Source organism: Phenylobacterium sp. (genome assembly GCF_025934275.1).
Taxonomy (GTDB): Bacteria; Pseudomonadota; Alphaproteobacteria; order Caulobacterales; family Caulobacteraceae; genus Phenylobacterium.
Window position 1 is genome coordinate 1 of the sequence record NZ_JAICYI010000047.1, and the last position, 15052, is coordinate 15052.

General features: G+C 70.0%; 19 protein-coding genes. 7 read left to right on the forward strand and 12 right to left on the reverse strand.

Features of this window, described 5'->3' with window-relative positions:
- Positions 1–185 precede the first annotated feature (185 nt).
- The 6 genes from Q0W60_RS12420 to Q0W60_RS12445 form a co-directional block, all read right to left on the reverse strand.
- Positions 186–1124, reverse strand: a complete 939-nt coding sequence (locus tag Q0W60_RS12420; protein WP_297696034.1) for a bifunctional riboflavin kinase/FAD synthetase — start codon at positions 1122–1124, stop codon at positions 186–188.
- Entirely contained in the window at positions 1121–1543 is a 423-nt protein-coding gene (locus tag Q0W60_RS12425; RefSeq protein WP_297696036.1) for a MaoC family dehydratase, read from the reverse strand. Before Q0W60_RS12425 ends, Q0W60_RS12420 begins: the two co-directional genes overlap by 4 nt.
- A 50-nt stretch (positions 1544–1593) precedes the next feature.
- Positions 1594–2457 (reverse strand): TIGR01459 family HAD-type hydrolase, encoded by an 864-nt coding sequence (locus Q0W60_RS12430; RefSeq protein ID WP_297696038.1) that lies wholly within the window; start codon positions 2455–2457, stop codon positions 1594–1596.
- Positions 2458–2510: 53 nt separating this feature from the next.
- Entirely contained in the window at positions 2511–3773 is a 1263-nt protein-coding gene (locus Q0W60_RS12435; RefSeq protein ID WP_297696040.1) for an EAL domain-containing protein, read from the reverse strand.
- A 78-nt stretch (positions 3774–3851) separates the two neighbouring features.
- On the reverse strand, positions 3852–4730 hold the full coding sequence (locus Q0W60_RS12440) for a 3-hydroxybutyryl-CoA dehydrogenase (RefSeq protein WP_297696042.1): 879 nt from the start codon (positions 4728–4730) through the stop codon (positions 3852–3854).
- Between the two features lie 125 nt (positions 4731–4855).
- On the reverse strand, positions 4856–5755 hold the full coding sequence (locus Q0W60_RS12445) for a LysR substrate-binding domain-containing protein (protein ID WP_297696043.1): 900 nt from the start codon (positions 5753–5755) through the stop codon (positions 4856–4858).
- A 159-nt stretch (positions 5756–5914) separates the two neighbouring features.
- On the opposite strand from Q0W60_RS12445, the gene Q0W60_RS12450 reads away from it, so the two are divergent.
- Positions 5915–6274, forward strand: a complete 360-nt coding sequence (locus Q0W60_RS12450; protein WP_297696045.1) for a TonB C-terminal domain-containing protein — start codon at positions 5915–5917, stop codon at positions 6272–6274.
- Positions 6275–6349: 75 nt separating this feature from the next.
- Here the strand turns inward: Q0W60_RS12450 and Q0W60_RS12455 are convergent, their stop codons facing one another.
- Entirely contained in the window at positions 6350–6673 is a 324-nt protein-coding gene (locus Q0W60_RS12455) for a LysR substrate-binding domain-containing protein (protein WP_366075624.1), read from the reverse strand.
- A gap of 51 nt (positions 6674–6724) precedes the next feature.
- On the opposite strand from Q0W60_RS12455, the gene Q0W60_RS12460 reads away from it, so the two are divergent.
- The gene (locus Q0W60_RS12460; protein WP_297696094.1) at positions 6725–6940 is read left to right on the forward strand and encodes a TonB family protein; all 216 of its coding nucleotides are present in this window, start codon (positions 6725–6727) and stop codon (positions 6938–6940) included.
- A 100-nt stretch (positions 6941–7040) separates the two neighbouring features.
- Here Q0W60_RS12460 and Q0W60_RS12465 read toward each other — a convergent pair whose 3' ends face one another.
- The gene (locus tag Q0W60_RS12465; protein WP_297696047.1) at positions 7041–7985 is read right to left on the reverse strand and encodes an electron transfer flavoprotein subunit alpha/FixB family protein; all 945 of its coding nucleotides are present in this window, start codon (positions 7983–7985) and stop codon (positions 7041–7043) included.
- Entirely contained in the window at positions 7986–8735 is a 750-nt protein-coding gene (locus Q0W60_RS12470; protein ID WP_297696049.1) for an electron transfer flavoprotein subunit beta/FixA family protein, read from the reverse strand. It abuts the gene before it with no gap.
- Between the two features lie 157 nt (positions 8736–8892).
- On the opposite strand from Q0W60_RS12470, the gene Q0W60_RS12475 reads away from it, so the two are divergent.
- Positions 8893–9186 carry a hypothetical protein gene (locus Q0W60_RS12475; protein WP_297696051.1) on the forward strand — a complete coding sequence of 98 codons (294 nt, stop codon included), beginning with the start codon at positions 8893–8895 and terminating at the stop codon, positions 9184–9186.
- Between the two features lie 3 nt (positions 9187–9189).
- Here Q0W60_RS12475 and Q0W60_RS12480 read toward each other — a convergent pair whose 3' ends face one another.
- Together Q0W60_RS12480 and Q0W60_RS12485 are read right to left on the reverse strand one after the other, a co-directional pair.
- On the reverse strand, positions 9190–9765 hold the full coding sequence (locus tag Q0W60_RS12480) for a cob(I)yrinic acid a,c-diamide adenosyltransferase (RefSeq protein WP_297696053.1): 576 nt from the start codon (positions 9763–9765) through the stop codon (positions 9190–9192).
- A gap of 7 nt (positions 9766–9772) precedes the next feature.
- On the reverse strand, positions 9773–9970 hold the full coding sequence (locus Q0W60_RS12485) for a twin transmembrane helix small protein (RefSeq protein WP_297696055.1): 198 nt from the start codon (positions 9968–9970) through the stop codon (positions 9773–9775).
- Between the two features lie 302 nt (positions 9971–10272).
- On the opposite strand from Q0W60_RS12485, the gene Q0W60_RS12490 reads away from it, so the two are divergent.
- The 4 genes from Q0W60_RS12490 (at position 10273) to Q0W60_RS12505 (ending at position 14251) form a co-directional block, all read left to right on the forward strand.
- Positions 10273–10923, forward strand: a complete 651-nt coding sequence (locus tag Q0W60_RS12490) for a TetR/AcrR family transcriptional regulator (RefSeq protein ID WP_297696057.1) — start codon at positions 10273–10275, stop codon at positions 10921–10923.
- Positions 10924–11057: 134 nt separating this feature from the next.
- On the forward strand, positions 11058–11618 hold the full coding sequence (locus tag Q0W60_RS12495) for a TetR/AcrR family transcriptional regulator (RefSeq protein ID WP_297696059.1): 561 nt from the start codon (positions 11058–11060) through the stop codon (positions 11616–11618).
- A gap of 65 nt (positions 11619–11683) precedes the next feature.
- Positions 11684–12310, forward strand: a complete 627-nt coding sequence (locus Q0W60_RS12500) for a glutathione S-transferase (RefSeq protein ID WP_297696061.1) — start codon at positions 11684–11686, stop codon at positions 12308–12310.
- A 99-nt stretch (positions 12311–12409) separates the two neighbouring features.
- Positions 12410–14251 carry an NF038122 family metalloprotease gene (locus Q0W60_RS12505; RefSeq protein WP_297696064.1) on the forward strand — a complete coding sequence of 614 codons (1842 nt, stop codon included), beginning with the start codon at positions 12410–12412 and terminating at the stop codon, positions 14249–14251.
- Here the strand turns inward: Q0W60_RS12505 and Q0W60_RS12510 are convergent.
- The gene (locus Q0W60_RS12510) at positions 14248–15045 is read right to left on the reverse strand and encodes an alpha/beta hydrolase (protein ID WP_297696065.1); all 798 of its coding nucleotides are present in this window, start codon (positions 15043–15045) and stop codon (positions 14248–14250) included. The genes Q0W60_RS12505 and Q0W60_RS12510 overlap by 4 nt on opposite strands.
- Between the last annotated feature and the right edge of the window lie 7 nt (positions 15046–15052).

The following is a 15052-nucleotide window of genomic DNA, read 5'->3' on the forward strand; positions in this document are numbered from 1 at the left end:
ACATGGCCCGACCACGGCTGGAACACGGACAGCCGGTCGAGCTCGCCCATCATGTCGATCCGCGGGTCGCGGGCGAACTCGCGGCTGAGCGCGGTCGAGCCGGAATAGGCCGTGCCGACAAGGAAGATGGTTCGCATGAACTCCGCCGAGGCGAATCGCTCGATCCGAGCATGCGGTGCTTCGGCTCAGACGCCCAGCTTCGCCTTGGCCTCGCGGACGTCGGCGTCGATCTGGACGACCATGGCGTCGAGGCTGTCGAACTTCAGCTCGGGGCGGAGGAAGTGCGCGAGGTCGGTCTCGATCACCTGGTCGTAGATGTCCTCGTCGAAGTCGAACAGCCAGACCTCCAGGCGCGGCTCGATCACGCCATCGACGGTCGGGTTGACGCCGATGTTGGCGACGCCCGGCAGCTTGCGGCCGTCCGGCAGCCGTGTGCGGGTGGCGTAGACTCCGAACTTCGGGACCACGTAGTCGTCGAGCCCGACGTTGGCGGTGGGGTAGCCGAGCTTGCGGCCGAGCTGGCGGCCGCGCTGCACCTCGCCCTCGATGGCGAACGGGCGACCGAGGATCCGCGCGGCCTCGTCCGGTCGGCCCTCGCGCAGCGCCTCGCGCACCGCGGTGGAGGAGAACTTCTCGCCGTGGACGTCGGTCACCTCGGCCGCCACCGAGACCCCGAAGCCGAGCTCCTTGCCGTACTGGCGCATGCTCTCGGGCGTGCCGGTGCGGTCCTTGCCGTAGGAGTTGTCGAAGCCCAGCGCCACGTGACGCACGCCCAGGCCCTCGTGCAGCACGCGCGCGGCGAAGTCGCGGTCGCTCACCTCGGCGAGCTCGCCGTAGGGCAGCACGTAGAGGATGTCGACGCCCAGGGCCTCAAGCGCGCGGGCCTGCTGGTCGCGCTTCATCAGCTGGAAGGCGGGCTCGTGCGGGCGATGGTAGACGCGGGGGTGCGGGTCGAGGGTGATCACGCCCAGCGGGCAGGCGAGCTCGCGGGCCGCTTCGGCGGCGAGCGCGATGACCTTCTGGTGGCCGCGGTGGATGCCGTCGAAGTTGCCCATGGCCACCGCCGCGCCGCGGTCCGATGCGGCCAGGTTCTTCCAGCCGTGGATGACGCGGACGCGGCTCATGCGCGCTTCGTGGCCAGGACCAGGGCCTCGCCCTCCAGCACCGCCTTGCCGGAGACCAGGCAGACCGTCTCCAGCGTCACGTGCCCGCGCTTGGCGTCGAGCGCCTTGACGATGGCGCGGGCGGTCACCTCGTCGCCGATCCGCACCGGCCGACGGAAGCGCAGGCTCTGCGACAGGTAGATCGCGCCGGGCCCTGGCAGCTTGGTCCCCAGCACCGCGGAGATGAAGGCGGCCGACAGCATGCCGTGGGCGATGCGGCCGCCGAAGGTGGTGGTGCGGGCGTAGGCGTCGTCCAGGTGCACCGGGTTGGTGTCGCCGGAGACCTCGGCGAAGGCCTCGAGGTCGCGCGCGCCGACGGTGCGGGTCAGCTCCGCCGACTGGCCGAGGCTGAGCTCGTCGAAGTAGAATCCCTGCTGCACGCTTCGTCCGTCCTCCCGGCCGTGTCTCACTTAGCGACGATGCGCGCCGCTCACCAGACCAGGTCGGCCATGGCGTAGGCGGCGGCCACCCCCTCGGTCTCGAACACGTGGTCGATCATCGCCGGATCGATGCCGCCGCTCGCCAGGATTTCCGGCCCGTGGATGCCGTTGGCGATGAACAGCGCATCCAGGCCCTGCGCATTGGCGCCGCGGAGGTCCGTGCGCGGGCCGTCGCCGACGCAGAGCACGCGGCCCCGCTCGATCGGGCCGCCCCGCCGCTCGGCGGCCCTGGCCAGCGCCAGCTCGTAGATCGCCGCATGCGGCTTGCCGGCCATGAACACCTGGCCGTCGAGGGCCTCGTAGAGCTGGGCGAGCGCGCCGCCGCAGTAGATCAGCTTCTCGCCCCGCTGCACGACGATGTCGGGATTGGCGCAGATCATCGGCAGGCCGCGGGCGATCGCCGCCAGGAACCGCTCGCGATAGTCCTCCGGCGTCTCCCGCTCGTCGTCGAACGGACCGGTGCAGGCGATGAACCGCGCCTGGTCCAGGGCCGCGAACGCGAGGCCGAGGCCGTCATACAGGGGATCGTCGCGCTCGGGCCCGAGCTTCCAGGCCGGGCCCGGCGCACGCTGCGCGAGCAGCTTGCGGGTGGCGTCGCCCGAGGTGACGATCAGCGACCAGGCCTCCCGCGGCACGCCGAGCGCGTCCATCTGGGCGATCACCTGGGCGTTCGGCCGCGGCGAGTTGGAGACCAGCACCACCTCACCGCCCTGCGCGCGATAACGGGCCAGCGCCTCGCAGGCGACCGGGAACGCCTCCCGCCCGTTGTGGATCACCCCCCAGACGTCGCAGAGCAGCACGTCATAGCGGTCCGCCAGCGCCGCGAGGCCGGCCACGAGTTTCGGGGAGGTCATGGGGCGGGCTAACCGGCGCGCACGAGCCGGTCAATCTCTCGCTGGAAGGGCGGCTAGGCGGCCCCGGCGACGGCGCGGCGCTGGAACTGCGGGCGCAGGTACGCGGAGGGCGGGTCGGCTTCGGCGAGGACGGCTTCCTTGATCGCCCGCGGCTCGCCGAACAGGTGGCCCTGCCCATAGGCGATGCCGAGATCGAGGACGTCGACCACCTGGCGCTCGCTCTCCACCTTCTCGCCGATCACCTCGATGCCATAGCGGCGGGTGAGCGCGGCGAAATCCTCCGCCGCCAGGTCGGGCAAGGAGCGCAGGACCAGCCGGCCGTCCACCTCGGTGAGCTCCTCCAGGAGGTGCTCGGCGGCGACCTTGATGAACTTCACGTCCGAGCGGGCGAGGTCCTGCAGGTCGAAGTCGAGGTCGCCCACCTTGTCCACCGAGAAGCGGAACCCGAGGTCGGCGAGCTTGGCCATGTTGCGCGCCTCGATCGAGCCGCGGGCCTCGAAGGCCTTCTGGCCGAGCTCGAAGATCAGCGCGCCGGCGAGGTCGCGGTTGGCGCTCAGCAGATCCAGGAACTGCGGGAAGAAGCTCTCGTCCGCCAGGCTCGCCATCGAGACATTGCAGAAGATGCCGATCTTGCGGTCCTGCTTGGCGAGGCGGCGCACGATCTGCACGCAGCGGAACAGCAGCAGGTTGTCGATGGCGGTGACCAGGCCCGCCGGTTCGGCGACCGCCAGGTACTCGGCCGGCATCAGCACGCGCCCGCTCTCGTCGCGCAGCCGCGAGAAGCTCTCGTAGAAGACGATCTTGCGCTGCGGCAGGGCGAGGATCGGCTGCAGGTAGAGGTCGACGCGGTTGTCGGTGAGCGCGGCCCGCACCGTCTCGAACAGCGCGCCCGAGGGCCTGGGCGTCTCGCCGGTGGGATGGCCGAACACCGCGGCGCCGCCGTGCTCCGCCAGCTGCCGCGCCATGCGCTCCACCAGGTCCTCCAGCATGTGGACCTCGTCGGCGAGCGCCTGCGAGCGGCGCATGGCTTCGCCGGCCACCGTCTCGGCGACTTCGGTGACCCGCTGGTCGAGCAGCTCCACCTGGTCGATGAGGATCTTGTGGGCCTCTCGCACCGCCTCGATCTCGCCGCGCACCGCGCCGGTCTCCAGCGTCCGCTCGATCAGGCCGTGGAAGGCGAAACAGAGGCCCAGTCCGCCGACCAGCGCGGCCACGCCCGCGCCCCAGCCGCCGCCGTACCGCCACAGCGTCAGCGCCAGGATCAGCGAAAGGCACAGGTAGGTCGCAACGAGTAGCGCAAGCGTGAGACGCCGCATGGTCCCGCCATCCCGAATCACCCTTCGAGTATCGGATGCGGAATCTGCGGAAGTCGAATGGATTAAAGGCCGCAGCCGCTAGCGCGTCGGCACCGGCGTTTCGCCGCGGTAGTCGTAGAAGCCGCGGCCGGCCTTGCGGCCGAGCCAGCCGGCCTCGACGTACTTCACGAGCAGCGGGCAGGGCCGGTACTTGGAATCCGACAGGCCGTCGTAAAGCACGTTCATGATCGACAGCACCGTGTCGAGGCCGATGAAGTCGCCGAGCTCGAGCGGGCCCATCGGATGGTTGGCGCCCAGCCGCATGGCGGTGTCGATCGCCTCCACCGTGCCGACGCCTTCATAGAGCGTGTAGATCGCCTCGTTGATCATCGGCACCAGGATCCGATTGACGATGAAGGCGGGGAAATCCTCGGAATTCGCCGTGCTCTTGCCGAGCGACTGGGCGAAGGCGACGGCGGTGTCGTAGGTCTCGGCGTCGGTGGCGATGCCGCGGATGATCTCCACCAGCTTCATGATCGGCGCCGGATTCATGAAGTGCAGGCCGATGAACTTCTCGGGGCGGTCGGTGGCCGAGGCCAGGCGGGTGATCGAGATCGAGGAGGTGTTGGACGCGAGCAGGGTCTTGGGGCCCAGGTGCGGCCCCAGCGCCTTGAAGATCGTCTTCTTGACCTGCTCGTCCTCGGTCGCCGCCTCGATGGCGAGGTCCGCGCCGCCGACCTGCTGCAGCTCCTCGGCGGGCGTGATGTGCTGCAGGGCCGCGTCCATGGCCGACTGATCGATCATCCCGCGCACGACCTGACGGCTCAGGTTGCGCTTGACGGTCTCCAGGCCCGCGTCGATCCGCTCGCGGGAGACGTCGTGCAGCAGGACCTCGTAGCCGCCGAGCGCCGCGACATGGGCGATGCCCGTCCCCATCTGGCCGGCGCCGATCACGCCGACCCGCTTGATTTGAACCATCCGGCGAAGCCTCGATGCGCGGGCCGGCGCAAAGGTCAGCGCGCCGCCCGCAGGGGTGGGATTTCTAACACCCGTTCACCCGCACGCGGCAAGTCCTTTGCTGCGCCGCAGCGAAAACGGCGAAGCTAGGCCGGTCGGGAGCCCCGGACGCTGAGGGCTTCGGCCTCCGCGAGCAGCCAGTCACGGAGCGCATGGATGCGCACGAGCTTGCGGCTGTCCGGCCGCCAGACGACGAAGTAGCCGAACTTCGAGGCGACCGCGCCCTCAAGCGGCCGGACGAGCCGGCCGTCCGCGATCTCGGCCTCAACCAGGCCGTTGCGGACGAGGGCGAACCCCAGGCCGCGGACCGCCGCTTCCACCTGCAGGCCGGAATCCTCGAACACCGGCCCGCGGAGCGGCGGGGCATTCAGGCCGAAGGTCTCGAACCACATGCCCCACGGCCGACCGCGGTGGTGCACCAGCGGCGCCTTGAGGAGGTCCTGCCAATGCGCGACGGGATGGGCCTTGAGCGTTTCGGGACTGCAGACCGGGATGATGGTTTCGGTGAAAAGGCAGGCGCTCTCCAGGCCCGCCCAATGGCCGGCGCCGTAACGGATCGCCATGTCCACGCCGTCGGCGGTCAGGTCTGCGACCCGGTCTTCCGGCAAGAGGTTGATGTTGGTCCCGGCCGGGTGCGCCAGGAGGCGGGGCAGCCGCGGCGGAAGCCAGCGGGCGGCGAACTGGGTTTCCAAGCTGACCACCAGGGGATCGTGTTCGGCGGCGCCGGAGAATTCGGCCACGGCCTCGTGCAGGATGCCCATGGCCCGGGCGACCGCCTCGGCGAGCCGGAGCGCCTCCGGGCGCGGCGCCATGTCGTTGCCCCGGCGGTCGAACAGACGCGCGCCGAGCTCGGCTTCCAGCTTGCGGATCTGCTGGCTGACCGCGCCGTGGGTCACCGCAAGCTCCTTCGCGGCCCGGCTGTAGCTGCGATGCCGTGCGGCCGCCTCGAGGGCGCGCAGGGCGAAAAATGGCGGAAGGCGCTTCACCTCGCCTAGGTAGGTCCGAAGCTCGGCGGTGCAAGTGAACTTGTGAGCCCAGCTAACAACTCGACGCAGCAACTATCGTTCGCAGCCGCGGTGGGCAGAGCCTATCTAGGCCGTAGCGGCGCCGCATCTCTTGAGCAGCAAAAACAGGGACTTCTCGCCATGAAAGCGCAGCTTCTCATGCTGGGCGCGGCCGCCTTCCTGGCCGCCTCCGCGCCTGCCCTCGCCCTTGATCGCGAGGTGCAGAGTTTCGTCGACCACGCCCAGGCGGCGGCGGACGCCAAGCTCGCCTCGGCCGGGGTCGCTCCCACGGGCGACACCGAGGTCCGCGGCACGATCTCGGCCGACGGCCTGATCTCGGGACTGCATGTGGTTCGCTCATCCGGCTCGCGCGACAACGACTACGCCGTCGAGCGGGCGCTGAAGCGCCTGAATGTCGGCGAGCCGCCGACCGGCCTGATCGGCGCCCAGCTCACGCTCGAGCTCGCGCCGGCCGGCCTGGAGGCGGCGCACGCCCGCTGAGAGCGCGAACCTCCGAGACGGATCCGCCCCAACAGATCCGCTCGATGAAGGGGCGGCCCTGGCCAGGGCCGCCCCTCACTTTCCAACGGCGAGCAGTCTGGAGTTCGCCGAAGCGCGGGACAGACGCTCGGCGCGTTCGACCGCCGCCTCCGCCAGCAGCCAATCGCGCAGGCGGTGGATGCGCCCGAGCTTGCGGCTGTCGCCGCGCCAGACCACGAAGATGCCGCGGGGACTGGCGATCTCGCGTCCGCCCAGACGCACCAACCGCCGGCTGGCGAGCGCCGGCTCGACCAGGAAGCTGCGCGCCAGCGCCACGCCCAGTCCCTGCGCCGCCGCTTCGAGCGCGAGAAGGGAATCGTCGAACACCAGGCCTTCCGGCGGCGGGGCGTCCAGCCCCACAGGCGCGAACCAGGCGAGGCCAACGCCCGCCTGGCCGACTCCGGCGTCAGCATCGCGGGCGCCGCGCGGATCCGCTTCAGCGTGGACTCGCGCGGCTACGTCTCCGCGGTCCGCGTGCTCCGCTCTTCCGGCTCGTCCGAGGCCGACGCGCGCATCCGTGAGGCCCTGCAGCAGATGCACGTCGACGCCGTGCCCGCCGACCTGCTGGGCGCCAACGTCATGCTCGAAGTCACCAACGAGGCCTTCGCGGACGCAAGGACTCCGTGAGCGGACAGGCGCGATCCTCCCCAGCCTACGCGCCGGCTCCTCATGGAAGGGGCGGCTCCTCGCGGAGCCGCCCCTGTTTCTTTCGTGCGGGGCGCGGACGCTACTTCCCGACCTTGGCCAACTCGCTCATCAGCTCCGGAACGGCGGTCTTGTAGTCCGCCACCAGGCCGTAGTCGGCGACCTGGAAGATCGGCGCGTCGGGATCCTTGTTGATCGCCACGATGGTCTTGGAATCCTTCATGCCGGCCAGGTGCTGGATGGCCCCGGAGATGCCGATCGCGACGTAGAGCTCCGGCGCGACCACCTTGCCGGTCTGGCCCACCTGGTAGTCGTTGGGCGCATAGCCCGCGTCCACCGCGGCGCGCGAGGCGCCGACCGCTGCGCCCAGCTTGTCGGCCAGGGGCTCGATGACCCGCTGGAACTCCTCGGCCGAGCCCATGGCGCGGCCGCCGGAGACCACGATCTTGGCGGCGGTCAGCTCCGGACGCTCGCTCTTCACCAGCTTCTGGTCGACGAAGTGCGTCTTGGCGGGCGCACCCGGCGCGGCGATCGTCTCGACCGCCGCAGAGCCGCCCTCGCCAGCCGCCTTGAAGGCGGTGGGCCGCACGGTCAGCACCTTCTTCGCATCGGACGACTGCACGGTCTCCAGCGCGTTGCCGGCGTAGATCGGCCGCACGAACGTGCCGCTGTCGGCGATCTCGATGACGTCGGAGATCTGCGCCACATCGAGCTTGGCGGCGATGCGCGGCGAGAAGTTCTTGCCCTGCGAGGTCGCCGGCGTCAGCACCGCGTCGTAGTTCGCCATCAGCGGGACGACGAGCGCCTCGAACGCTTCGGCCAGCCCCTGGCCCAGCTCGGCGCTCTCGGCCAGCAGCACCTTGCGGACGCCCGCGATCTTGCCGGCCGCCTCGGCCACGGCCTTGCAGCCCTGGCCGGCCACCAGCACGTCGACCTCGTTGGACAGCTTCTGGGCGGCGGTCACCGTCTTGGCGGTGTCCTCCTTCAGGGTGGCGTTGTCGTGATCGGCGATGACGAGAACGGCCATCTAGAGCACCCCCGCTTCGTTCTTCAGCTTCATGACCAGGTCGGCCGCAGTCTCCACCTTGACGCCGCCGCCGCGCTTCGGCGGCTCGGTCACCTTGACCACCTTCAGGCGAGGAGCCGCATCGATGCCGAGCGAGGCGAGGTCCTTCACGTCCAGCGGCTTCTTCTTGGCCTTCATGATGTTGGGCAGGCTCGCGTAGCGCGGCTCGTTGAGGCGCAGGTCGGCGGTGACCACGGCCGGCAGGTCGAGTTCGAGCGTCTGCAGGCCGCCGTCGACCTCGCGCGTCACCTTGGCCTTGCCGCCGGCGACCTCGATGGCCGAGGCGAACGTCGCCTGCGGCCACTCGAGCAGCGCCGCCAGCATCTGGCCCACGGCGTTGTTGTCGCCGTCGATCGCCTGCTTGCCGGCGATCACCAGATCCGGGCTCTCCTCGCCGATCACCGCCTTCAGCGCCTTGGCCACGGCGAGCGGTTCGAGATCCTGGTCCGTCTGCACGAGGATCGCGCGGTCGGCGCCCATGGCGAGCGCGGTGCGCAGCGTCTCCTGCGCCTGCTGCACGCCGATCGAGACGGCGACGACCTCGGTGGCGGCGCCTTTCTCCTTCAGCCGCACCGCCTCCTCGACGGCGATCTCGTCGAAGGGGTTCATGGACATCTTCACATTGGCCAGGTCGACGCCCGACTGGTCGGGTTTCACCCGCGCCTTGACGTTGTAATCGATCACCCGTTTGACCGGGACCAACACCTTCATAGCTCGCCGGCGCCTCGAATTTGCATTGCGGAAAAATCGGTCGATGGGGGCAATAACGGTTCCCGCGCGCATTGCAAGCCGCCGGGGTTCGCAGGCGCCGCAAATTGGCCGCGAGGCCCGGCTAGCCAGCCCGCCCCCGAATTTCTAAAACGCTCCCATGAACCCGACCATCGAGCGCCTGAAGATCATCTTCGTCGGCGTCTTCCTCGTCCTGAACGTCGTCCTCGCGGTCTGGCAGTTCGGCTGGGTGCTGCCGCGCAAGAACTGCGAGGCGGCGCACAAATGGTGGGACGGCTCCGAGCGCGTCTGCGCCCAGCCGGTGCTGATCTCCGACATCACCGGGCGGATCATCGACAATCCCAAGGCCAAGGAAGAGGCCCTGCGCGCCATCGGCCGCCTGCCGCCGGCGACCGGCAACCCCGCGCCGCAGACCCCCGCCCGGAAAAAGTAGCGTCTAGCGGGTCGCGCCCGATTTCCAGAACACCTCCGCGGCGCCGCGGTCGTTGGCCACGCGGGCGGCGACGAACAGGAAATCCGAGAGCCGGTTCAGGTACTTGAGCGCCGTCGGGCTGACCGCCTCGCCGGCCTCGGCGAGGCGCACCGCTTCGCGCTCGGCCCGGCGGCAGACGGTGCGCGCCAGGTGCAGGGCGGCGGCGGCGGGAGTCCCGCCCGGCAGCACGAAGGACTCGAGCTTCGGCAGGACGCCGTTGAGCGCGTCGATCTCGCCCTCCAGGCGGGCGACCTGGGCCTGGCTCATGCGCAGCACCTCGCCGTCCCGCTCGCCGCGCTTCGCCGGGGTCGCGAGGTCGGCGCCCAGATCGAAGAGCTCGTTCTGGATGCGGGCGAGCGCGTCATCGAGCGCGCCCGCGCCGGCGGTGTGCAGCCGCGCCAGGCCCAGGCAGGCGTTCGCCTCGTCGACCGCGCCGTAGGCCTCGACGCGCGGGTCCGCCTTGCTGACCTTGCGGCCGTTGGCCAGCCGCGTCGCCCCGGCGTCGCCCGCGCGGGTGTAGATGCGGTTGAGCGTCACCATGGCGGCCTCAGGTCCGGCTCCGCCACCAGAAGGCGGCCACCAGGACGGCGATCGCGATGGCCTGCATCAGCACCCGCAGCCGCATCAGCTTGTTGGAATAGGAGCGGCCGAAGTCGCCGCCCCGGAACAGGGCGTAGATGCCGAACGCGAGCACGGCGGCCACCGCGGCCAGCGAGACCGGGATCAGATAGCTGAAGACGTCCATCGCCGGAGTTTAGGCCCGCGCGGCCCGGGCCGCCACCAGACTGGGGCTTTTTGGCCTTGACGGCGGCCTCGCTGATCATGTTCAACCACCGTAATTCGCCGACTCGCGTCCATCTTCCGACCGATTCGGCGCTGACCCGCCAAGGACCTTGCTTCCGGCGCAAGACTCGGGCTGATCGCCTGTTCGTCGAGCGCCGCGTTCGCAGGTCGCCCGGAATCGCGTAACCGGGTATTTGAACACGTTCAACAGACCTCGTTCTGTCGCGCGGACGAGGCGAGAGGACGGCCCAGCCGTCGATATGAATGAAGCACATCTCCCCGATCCAAGCCGCCGGCGAGGCGAGCGTGAAGATGCCCACGCGCCGGGCGCTGGCCAAGCAGCAGACCCGCGCCAAGGTGCTGGCCGCGGCCCGCCGGCTGTTCTCCGAGCACGGCTATGAGGGCGCCACCATCCGCGATATCGCGGCGGCCGCCGGAATGTCCACCGGCGCGGTGTTCGCCAATTTCAGCGACAAGTCGGACCTGTTCCGCGAGATCATGGCCCAGGACATGGCGCAGCTGGCCGAGGCCATGCGCGAGGCGGCCGCCCGCGGCCGCGGCGCGGAGGACGCCCTGCAGAAGATGTTCGCCGCGGGCTACGCCTTCTACAAGACCCAGCTGCCGCTCGCCCGGGCGGCGTTCAGCGTGTCCTGGTCTCCGGACGACGGGCCGGCGCTGCGCGGGGCGCCCAAGGTGGCCGAGATTCTCGAGCTGATCGCCGAGCAGCTGGCGCTCGGCATCGATCGCGGGGAGCTGCGCCAGGAAGCCGAGATCAAGCTGCGCACCCAGATGCTGTTCGACGCCTATCTCTCCAACTACCCGCAGGCGATCTTCGAGGGCTGGAGCCTGGAGGCCCTGCAGGGCCGCGCCCGCGACCAGATCCGCATCATCCTGGCCGGAGCCCGCCGCGGGTAACCCCCGCCGACCTCGCCATGACCGCGGAGCTCAACGTCCCCCGCCGCGTCGTTGGACGGAGCCCCCGCCGCCCGGCGGCGGAGGCCCGGCCGCCAAGCCTGCGCCAGACGCAGAAGGAAGCCACCCGAAACCGCGTGCTCGACGCCGCCCGCGAGCTGTTCGACAGCCAGGGCTACCAGGGCACGACGATCCGCGAGATCGCCCGTCACGCCGGCGTCGCGGTGGGCAGCGTGTTCACCAACTTCGCCTCCAAGGGCGAGATCCTGAGCCAGGTGATGGCGGCTCGGCTCGACGGCCTCTACGCCGAGCTCGACCGCGTGGTCCCGCATATCCGCGGCACGACGGCCGACCGGCTGCGCTCGATCTTCGGCGTCTTCTTCGCCTTCGAGGCGACGCGCTCGAAGCTGTTCCTCTCGCACATCGCGGCGGCCTACGACTGGACGCTGCCGGCCACCGCGCGACCGTTCGGGACCAACCAGCGCCTCATCGACCTGCTCCGGGATTGCCTGGCGAAGGGCGTCGCCGACGGCGAGGTCGACCCGGCGCGCGACATCCAGGACATCATCGACGTGCTGCTCGCCGCCTATGGCTGGACGTACCGGCTGGTGGTCACGCACGGCGCCGACGCCAAGGCCATGACCGAGGTCATGGACCGGCGCGTCGCGCTGATCGCCGAGGGGTTCCGGCCGCGCTGACATCGGCGCTTGCCTTCGCCGGCGCGGCGGAGCTTTGCTGACGCCGTTCTGCGGGAGCTCAGCCCATGATCGTCGTCCACCACCTCAATGATTCCCGGTCGCAGCGCATCCTCTGGCTGCTCGAGGAGCTCGGCGTTCCCTACGAGATCAAGCGCTATCAGCGCGACGCCCAGACGCGGCTCGCACCCCCCGAGCTCAAGGCGGTCCATCCGCTCGGCAAGAGCCCGGTGATCACCGACGGCGAGCGGGTCGTGCACGAGAGCGGGGCGATCATCGACTACATTATCCGCCGCCACGGCGGCGGGCGGCTCGCCCCGGCGCTCGGGTCCGACGCCTACGAGACCTACCTCCAGTGGCTGCACTACGCCGAGGGCTCGGCGATGCTGCCGCTGCTCATGCTGATGTACGTGAGCCGACTCGGCGAGGCGGGACAGCCGCTGCACGCGCGGATCGAGAGCGAGATCGCCAATCACATGACGTACGTGGAGGGCGCGCTCGAGGGCCGCGAGTGGCTGCTGGGCGAGCTTTCGGCGGCCGACGTCCAGATGAGCTTCGTGGGCGAGGTGCTGGGCGCGTTCAACCGGCTCGACGGCTATCCGAACATCAAAGCCTGGGTGAAATGCTTCCAGGCCAGGCCGCAGTACCGGACCGCGCTGGAGAAGGGCGGCGCCTATTCCTTCGTGCAGGCCTGAGGCGATTTCCCTGCGGCGATTCATCCGCAGCGATTGACAAGCGCGACCGATCCGCCGTCCTTTGCGCCCCGGGGGACGTCGGGCTGAGAGAGTGAAGCGATGGCGATCGCGCCGGAGAGCGTGACCCAGGCCGGCAGCGGCCTCGTGTTCATCAACTATTACGACGCCAACGTCAGCGACGCCTACCGAACCGCGATCGTCGCGGCCGAGCACGAGCTGCAGAGCCACTTCACCAACTCGGTGACCATTGGCGTCAGCTTCGGCCTCAAGTCGCTCGGCTCCAAGTTCGCCGCCCAGAACGCCTTCGACACCGTTTCGGTGAGCTATGACGCCTACGTCACGGCGCTGCGCCTGCATGCGATGAGCGCCGACGATCAGCTGGCGGTGAACGGTCTGCCGCCCGTCGATCCCTCCAACGGCGTGGGCTTTGCGATCCCCACCTCCGAGGCGCGCATCCTCGGCCTGGCGGTGCAGACCAACAGCCTCGACGTGACGGTGACGCTGAACAGCGACCTCTCCTGGTCGTTCGGCCAGGACGCGATCGGCGCGATCGAGCACGAGATCACCGAAGGCGCCTTCGGGCGGATCGGCAGCCTCGGCTTCCAGGGCACGCAGTGGGCGCCGCTCGACCTGTTCCGCTTCAACGCCCAGGGCGTGCGCGACTTCACGGGCGGCTCGGACGGCGTCCCCACCTTCTTCGGCGTCGACGCCAACCATGTGACGAGCTTCGCCTTCCACAACGCGGTCGACGCGACCGGCAAGGACGACGGCTTCGACCTCGGCGACTGGGACCACACCGTCGGCGACGCCTTCGGCCCCGGCGGCCCCAACTCCCCGGGAACGCTTTCGGCCACAGACCTGCAGGTGCTCGACATCCTGGGCTGGAATTCCGCGCCGTTCACCCCTGCGGCCGACGAGTTCGCGAGCAGCGTCTCCGACATCACGCCCTTCGGCCACGTGGCCCTGAACGGCTCGGCGACCGGGGCGCTGCAGCAGGCCGGCGACCATGACTTCTTCATCGTCGCCCTGCAGCAGGGCATCACCTATACGATCAACCTGGTCGGCCACTTCGGAGGCGGCGGCACGCTCGCGGACCCCTTCCTGCGGCTGCACGATTCCACCGGCCTCTCGATCGTCTCGAACGACGACATCGTCGACGGGAGCCAGCCGGACTCGCGGATCGTGTTCACCGCGCCATCCGGCGGCACCTACTACATCGACGCCGGCGCCTTCGCCGACGGCTACGCCGGCAGCTACACCGTCGAGTTCAGCCAGGCCGGCAGCGCACCGCAGGACATAGCCACCAGCGGCAGCGACGTCCTGATCGGGAAGAGCGGCGGCGACACCATCGATGGGCTAGCCGGCGCCGACACCATCACCGGCGCGGACGGGTCGAACTTCCTGCGCGGCAACGATGGCAACGATTCCATCACCAGCGGGACCGGCTTCAACGATATCAACGGCAACAAGGGCGAGGACACCATCATCGGCCACTCGCTGGTCGGGGAGTGGCTGGTCGGCGGCCAGGGCAACGATTCCATCGCCAGCCACGCGGACAACAACATCCTCTACGGCAACCTCGGCAACGACACGCTGGTGGGCGCGGGCTCGGGCGAGATCATCCGCGGCGGCCAGGGCGACGACTCGATGGTCGCGGGCTCCGGCGCCGAGTTCCTGTCCGGCGACCGCGGCTCTGACACCATCCAGGGCGGGGCGGGCGCGGACACCTTCCACACCTTCTCCGGCGCGGGGATCGACATCGTCCTTGGCTTCAGCGCCGCCAAGGGCGACCACGTGCTGCTGGACGCCGGCACGAGCTTCACGCTGAGTCAGGTCGGCGCCGACACGGTCATCGACATGGGCGGCGGCGACGAGATGATCCTGCGGAACGTCCAGCTGTCGAGCCTGCCCGACGGCTGGATCTTCACGGCCGCGGGCTAAAGCCGGTCCGGGAACGGATCGTCCAGGATCCCGTCCAGGAAGTCGAAGACGCCCGCCTTGGTGAGCGCGTGCGGGATGGCCGAGAAGTGGTCGCAGCCGGCGACCGTCAGGCCATGCCCGTGCGGGAAGATGCGCGCCAGGTCCTCCGGATCGCCTGCGCCCTGGTCGCGCTGCCCGGCGATCACCAGCACCGGCATCGGCAGGGCGCGCAACGCCTCGATGTCGAGCGGCGGGTTCTGCGCCTGGACGAAGGCGGCGAGCGCCCTGCGGTCCTCGCCCTGCTCGTCGGCGAACTGGCGGAAGCTGCGCAGCATGGGCTGCGCTATGGTCTCCGGATCCTCCGTCAGCATGGCCTCGGCCATGGGATTGCTGGCCGGGCGCTCGGCGGGCTCCAGCAGCTTGCCGCCCACCCCGCCCAGGATCAGGTTCGTGACCCGCCGCGGCGCCTGGATCGCGACCTGGATCGCCGTGCGCGTGCCCATGGAGTAGCCGAACAGGTCCGCCGCCGGGAGGCCGAGGTGGTCGAGGAGGGCGATCACGTCGCCCGCCAGCTTGCTCCGCGTATAGGCCTCCGGTTCGTAGAGCTTGGCGCTCTCGCCGTGGCCGCGCTGGTCGAGCCCCACCACGCGGATGCCGCGCCGCTCGAAGGCGCCGTACCAGCCGGTCCGGCGCCAGCCCTCGTGCTTGTTCGACGTGAAGCCGTGCAGCAGCACGATCGTCCGATCACCGCCGCCGGCCGGGGAGATGTCGTCGTAGGCGAGGGTGACCCCGTCGGGCGTGCTAAAGCTGGCCATGGGGCAC

Coding starts and splice junctions, on each gene's coding strand:
- Q0W60_RS12420 (WP_297696034.1), bottom strand. CDS start 1,124: ATGAGCCGCGTCCGCGTCATCCACGGCTGGAAGAACCTGGCCGCATCG.
- Q0W60_RS12505 (WP_297696064.1), top strand. CDS start 12,410: ATGGCGATCGCGCCGGAGAGCGTGACCCAGGCCGGCAGCGGCCTCGTG.
- Q0W60_RS12480 (WP_297696053.1), bottom strand. CDS start 9,765: ATGGTGACGCTCAACCGCATCTACACCCGCGCGGGCGACGCCGGGGCG.
- Q0W60_RS12430 (WP_297696038.1), bottom strand. CDS start 2,457: ATGACCTCCCCGAAACTCGTGGCCGGCCTCGCGGCGCTGGCGGACCGC.
- Q0W60_RS12440 (WP_297696042.1), bottom strand. CDS start 4,730: ATGGTTCAAATCAAGCGGGTCGGCGTGATCGGCGCCGGCCAGATGGGG.
- Q0W60_RS12475 (WP_297696051.1), top strand. CDS start 8,893: ATGAACCCGACCATCGAGCGCCTGAAGATCATCTTCGTCGGCGTCTTC.
- Q0W60_RS12465 (WP_297696047.1), bottom strand. CDS start 7,985: ATGGCCGTTCTCGTCATCGCCGATCACGACAACGCCACCCTGAAGGAG.
- Q0W60_RS12470 (WP_297696049.1), bottom strand. CDS start 8,735: ATGAAGGTGTTGGTCCCGGTCAAACGGGTGATCGATTACAACGTCAAG.
- Q0W60_RS12435 (WP_297696040.1), bottom strand. CDS start 3,773: ATGCGGCGTCTCACGCTTGCGCTACTCGTTGCGACCTACCTGTGCCTT.
- Q0W60_RS12510 (WP_297696065.1), bottom strand. CDS start 15,045: ATGGCCAGCTTTAGCACGCCCGACGGGGTCACCCTCGCCTACGACGAC.
- Q0W60_RS12450 (WP_297696045.1), top strand. CDS start 5,915: ATGAAAGCGCAGCTTCTCATGCTGGGCGCGGCCGCCTTCCTGGCCGCC.
- Q0W60_RS12500 (WP_297696061.1), top strand. CDS start 11,684: ATGATCGTCGTCCACCACCTCAATGATTCCCGGTCGCAGCGCATCCTC.
- Q0W60_RS12485 (WP_297696055.1), bottom strand. CDS start 9,970: ATGGACGTCTTCAGCTATCTGATCCCGGTCTCGCTGGCCGCGGTGGCC.
- Q0W60_RS12490 (WP_297696057.1), top strand. CDS start 10,273: ATGAAGCACATCTCCCCGATCCAAGCCGCCGGCGAGGCGAGCGTGAAG.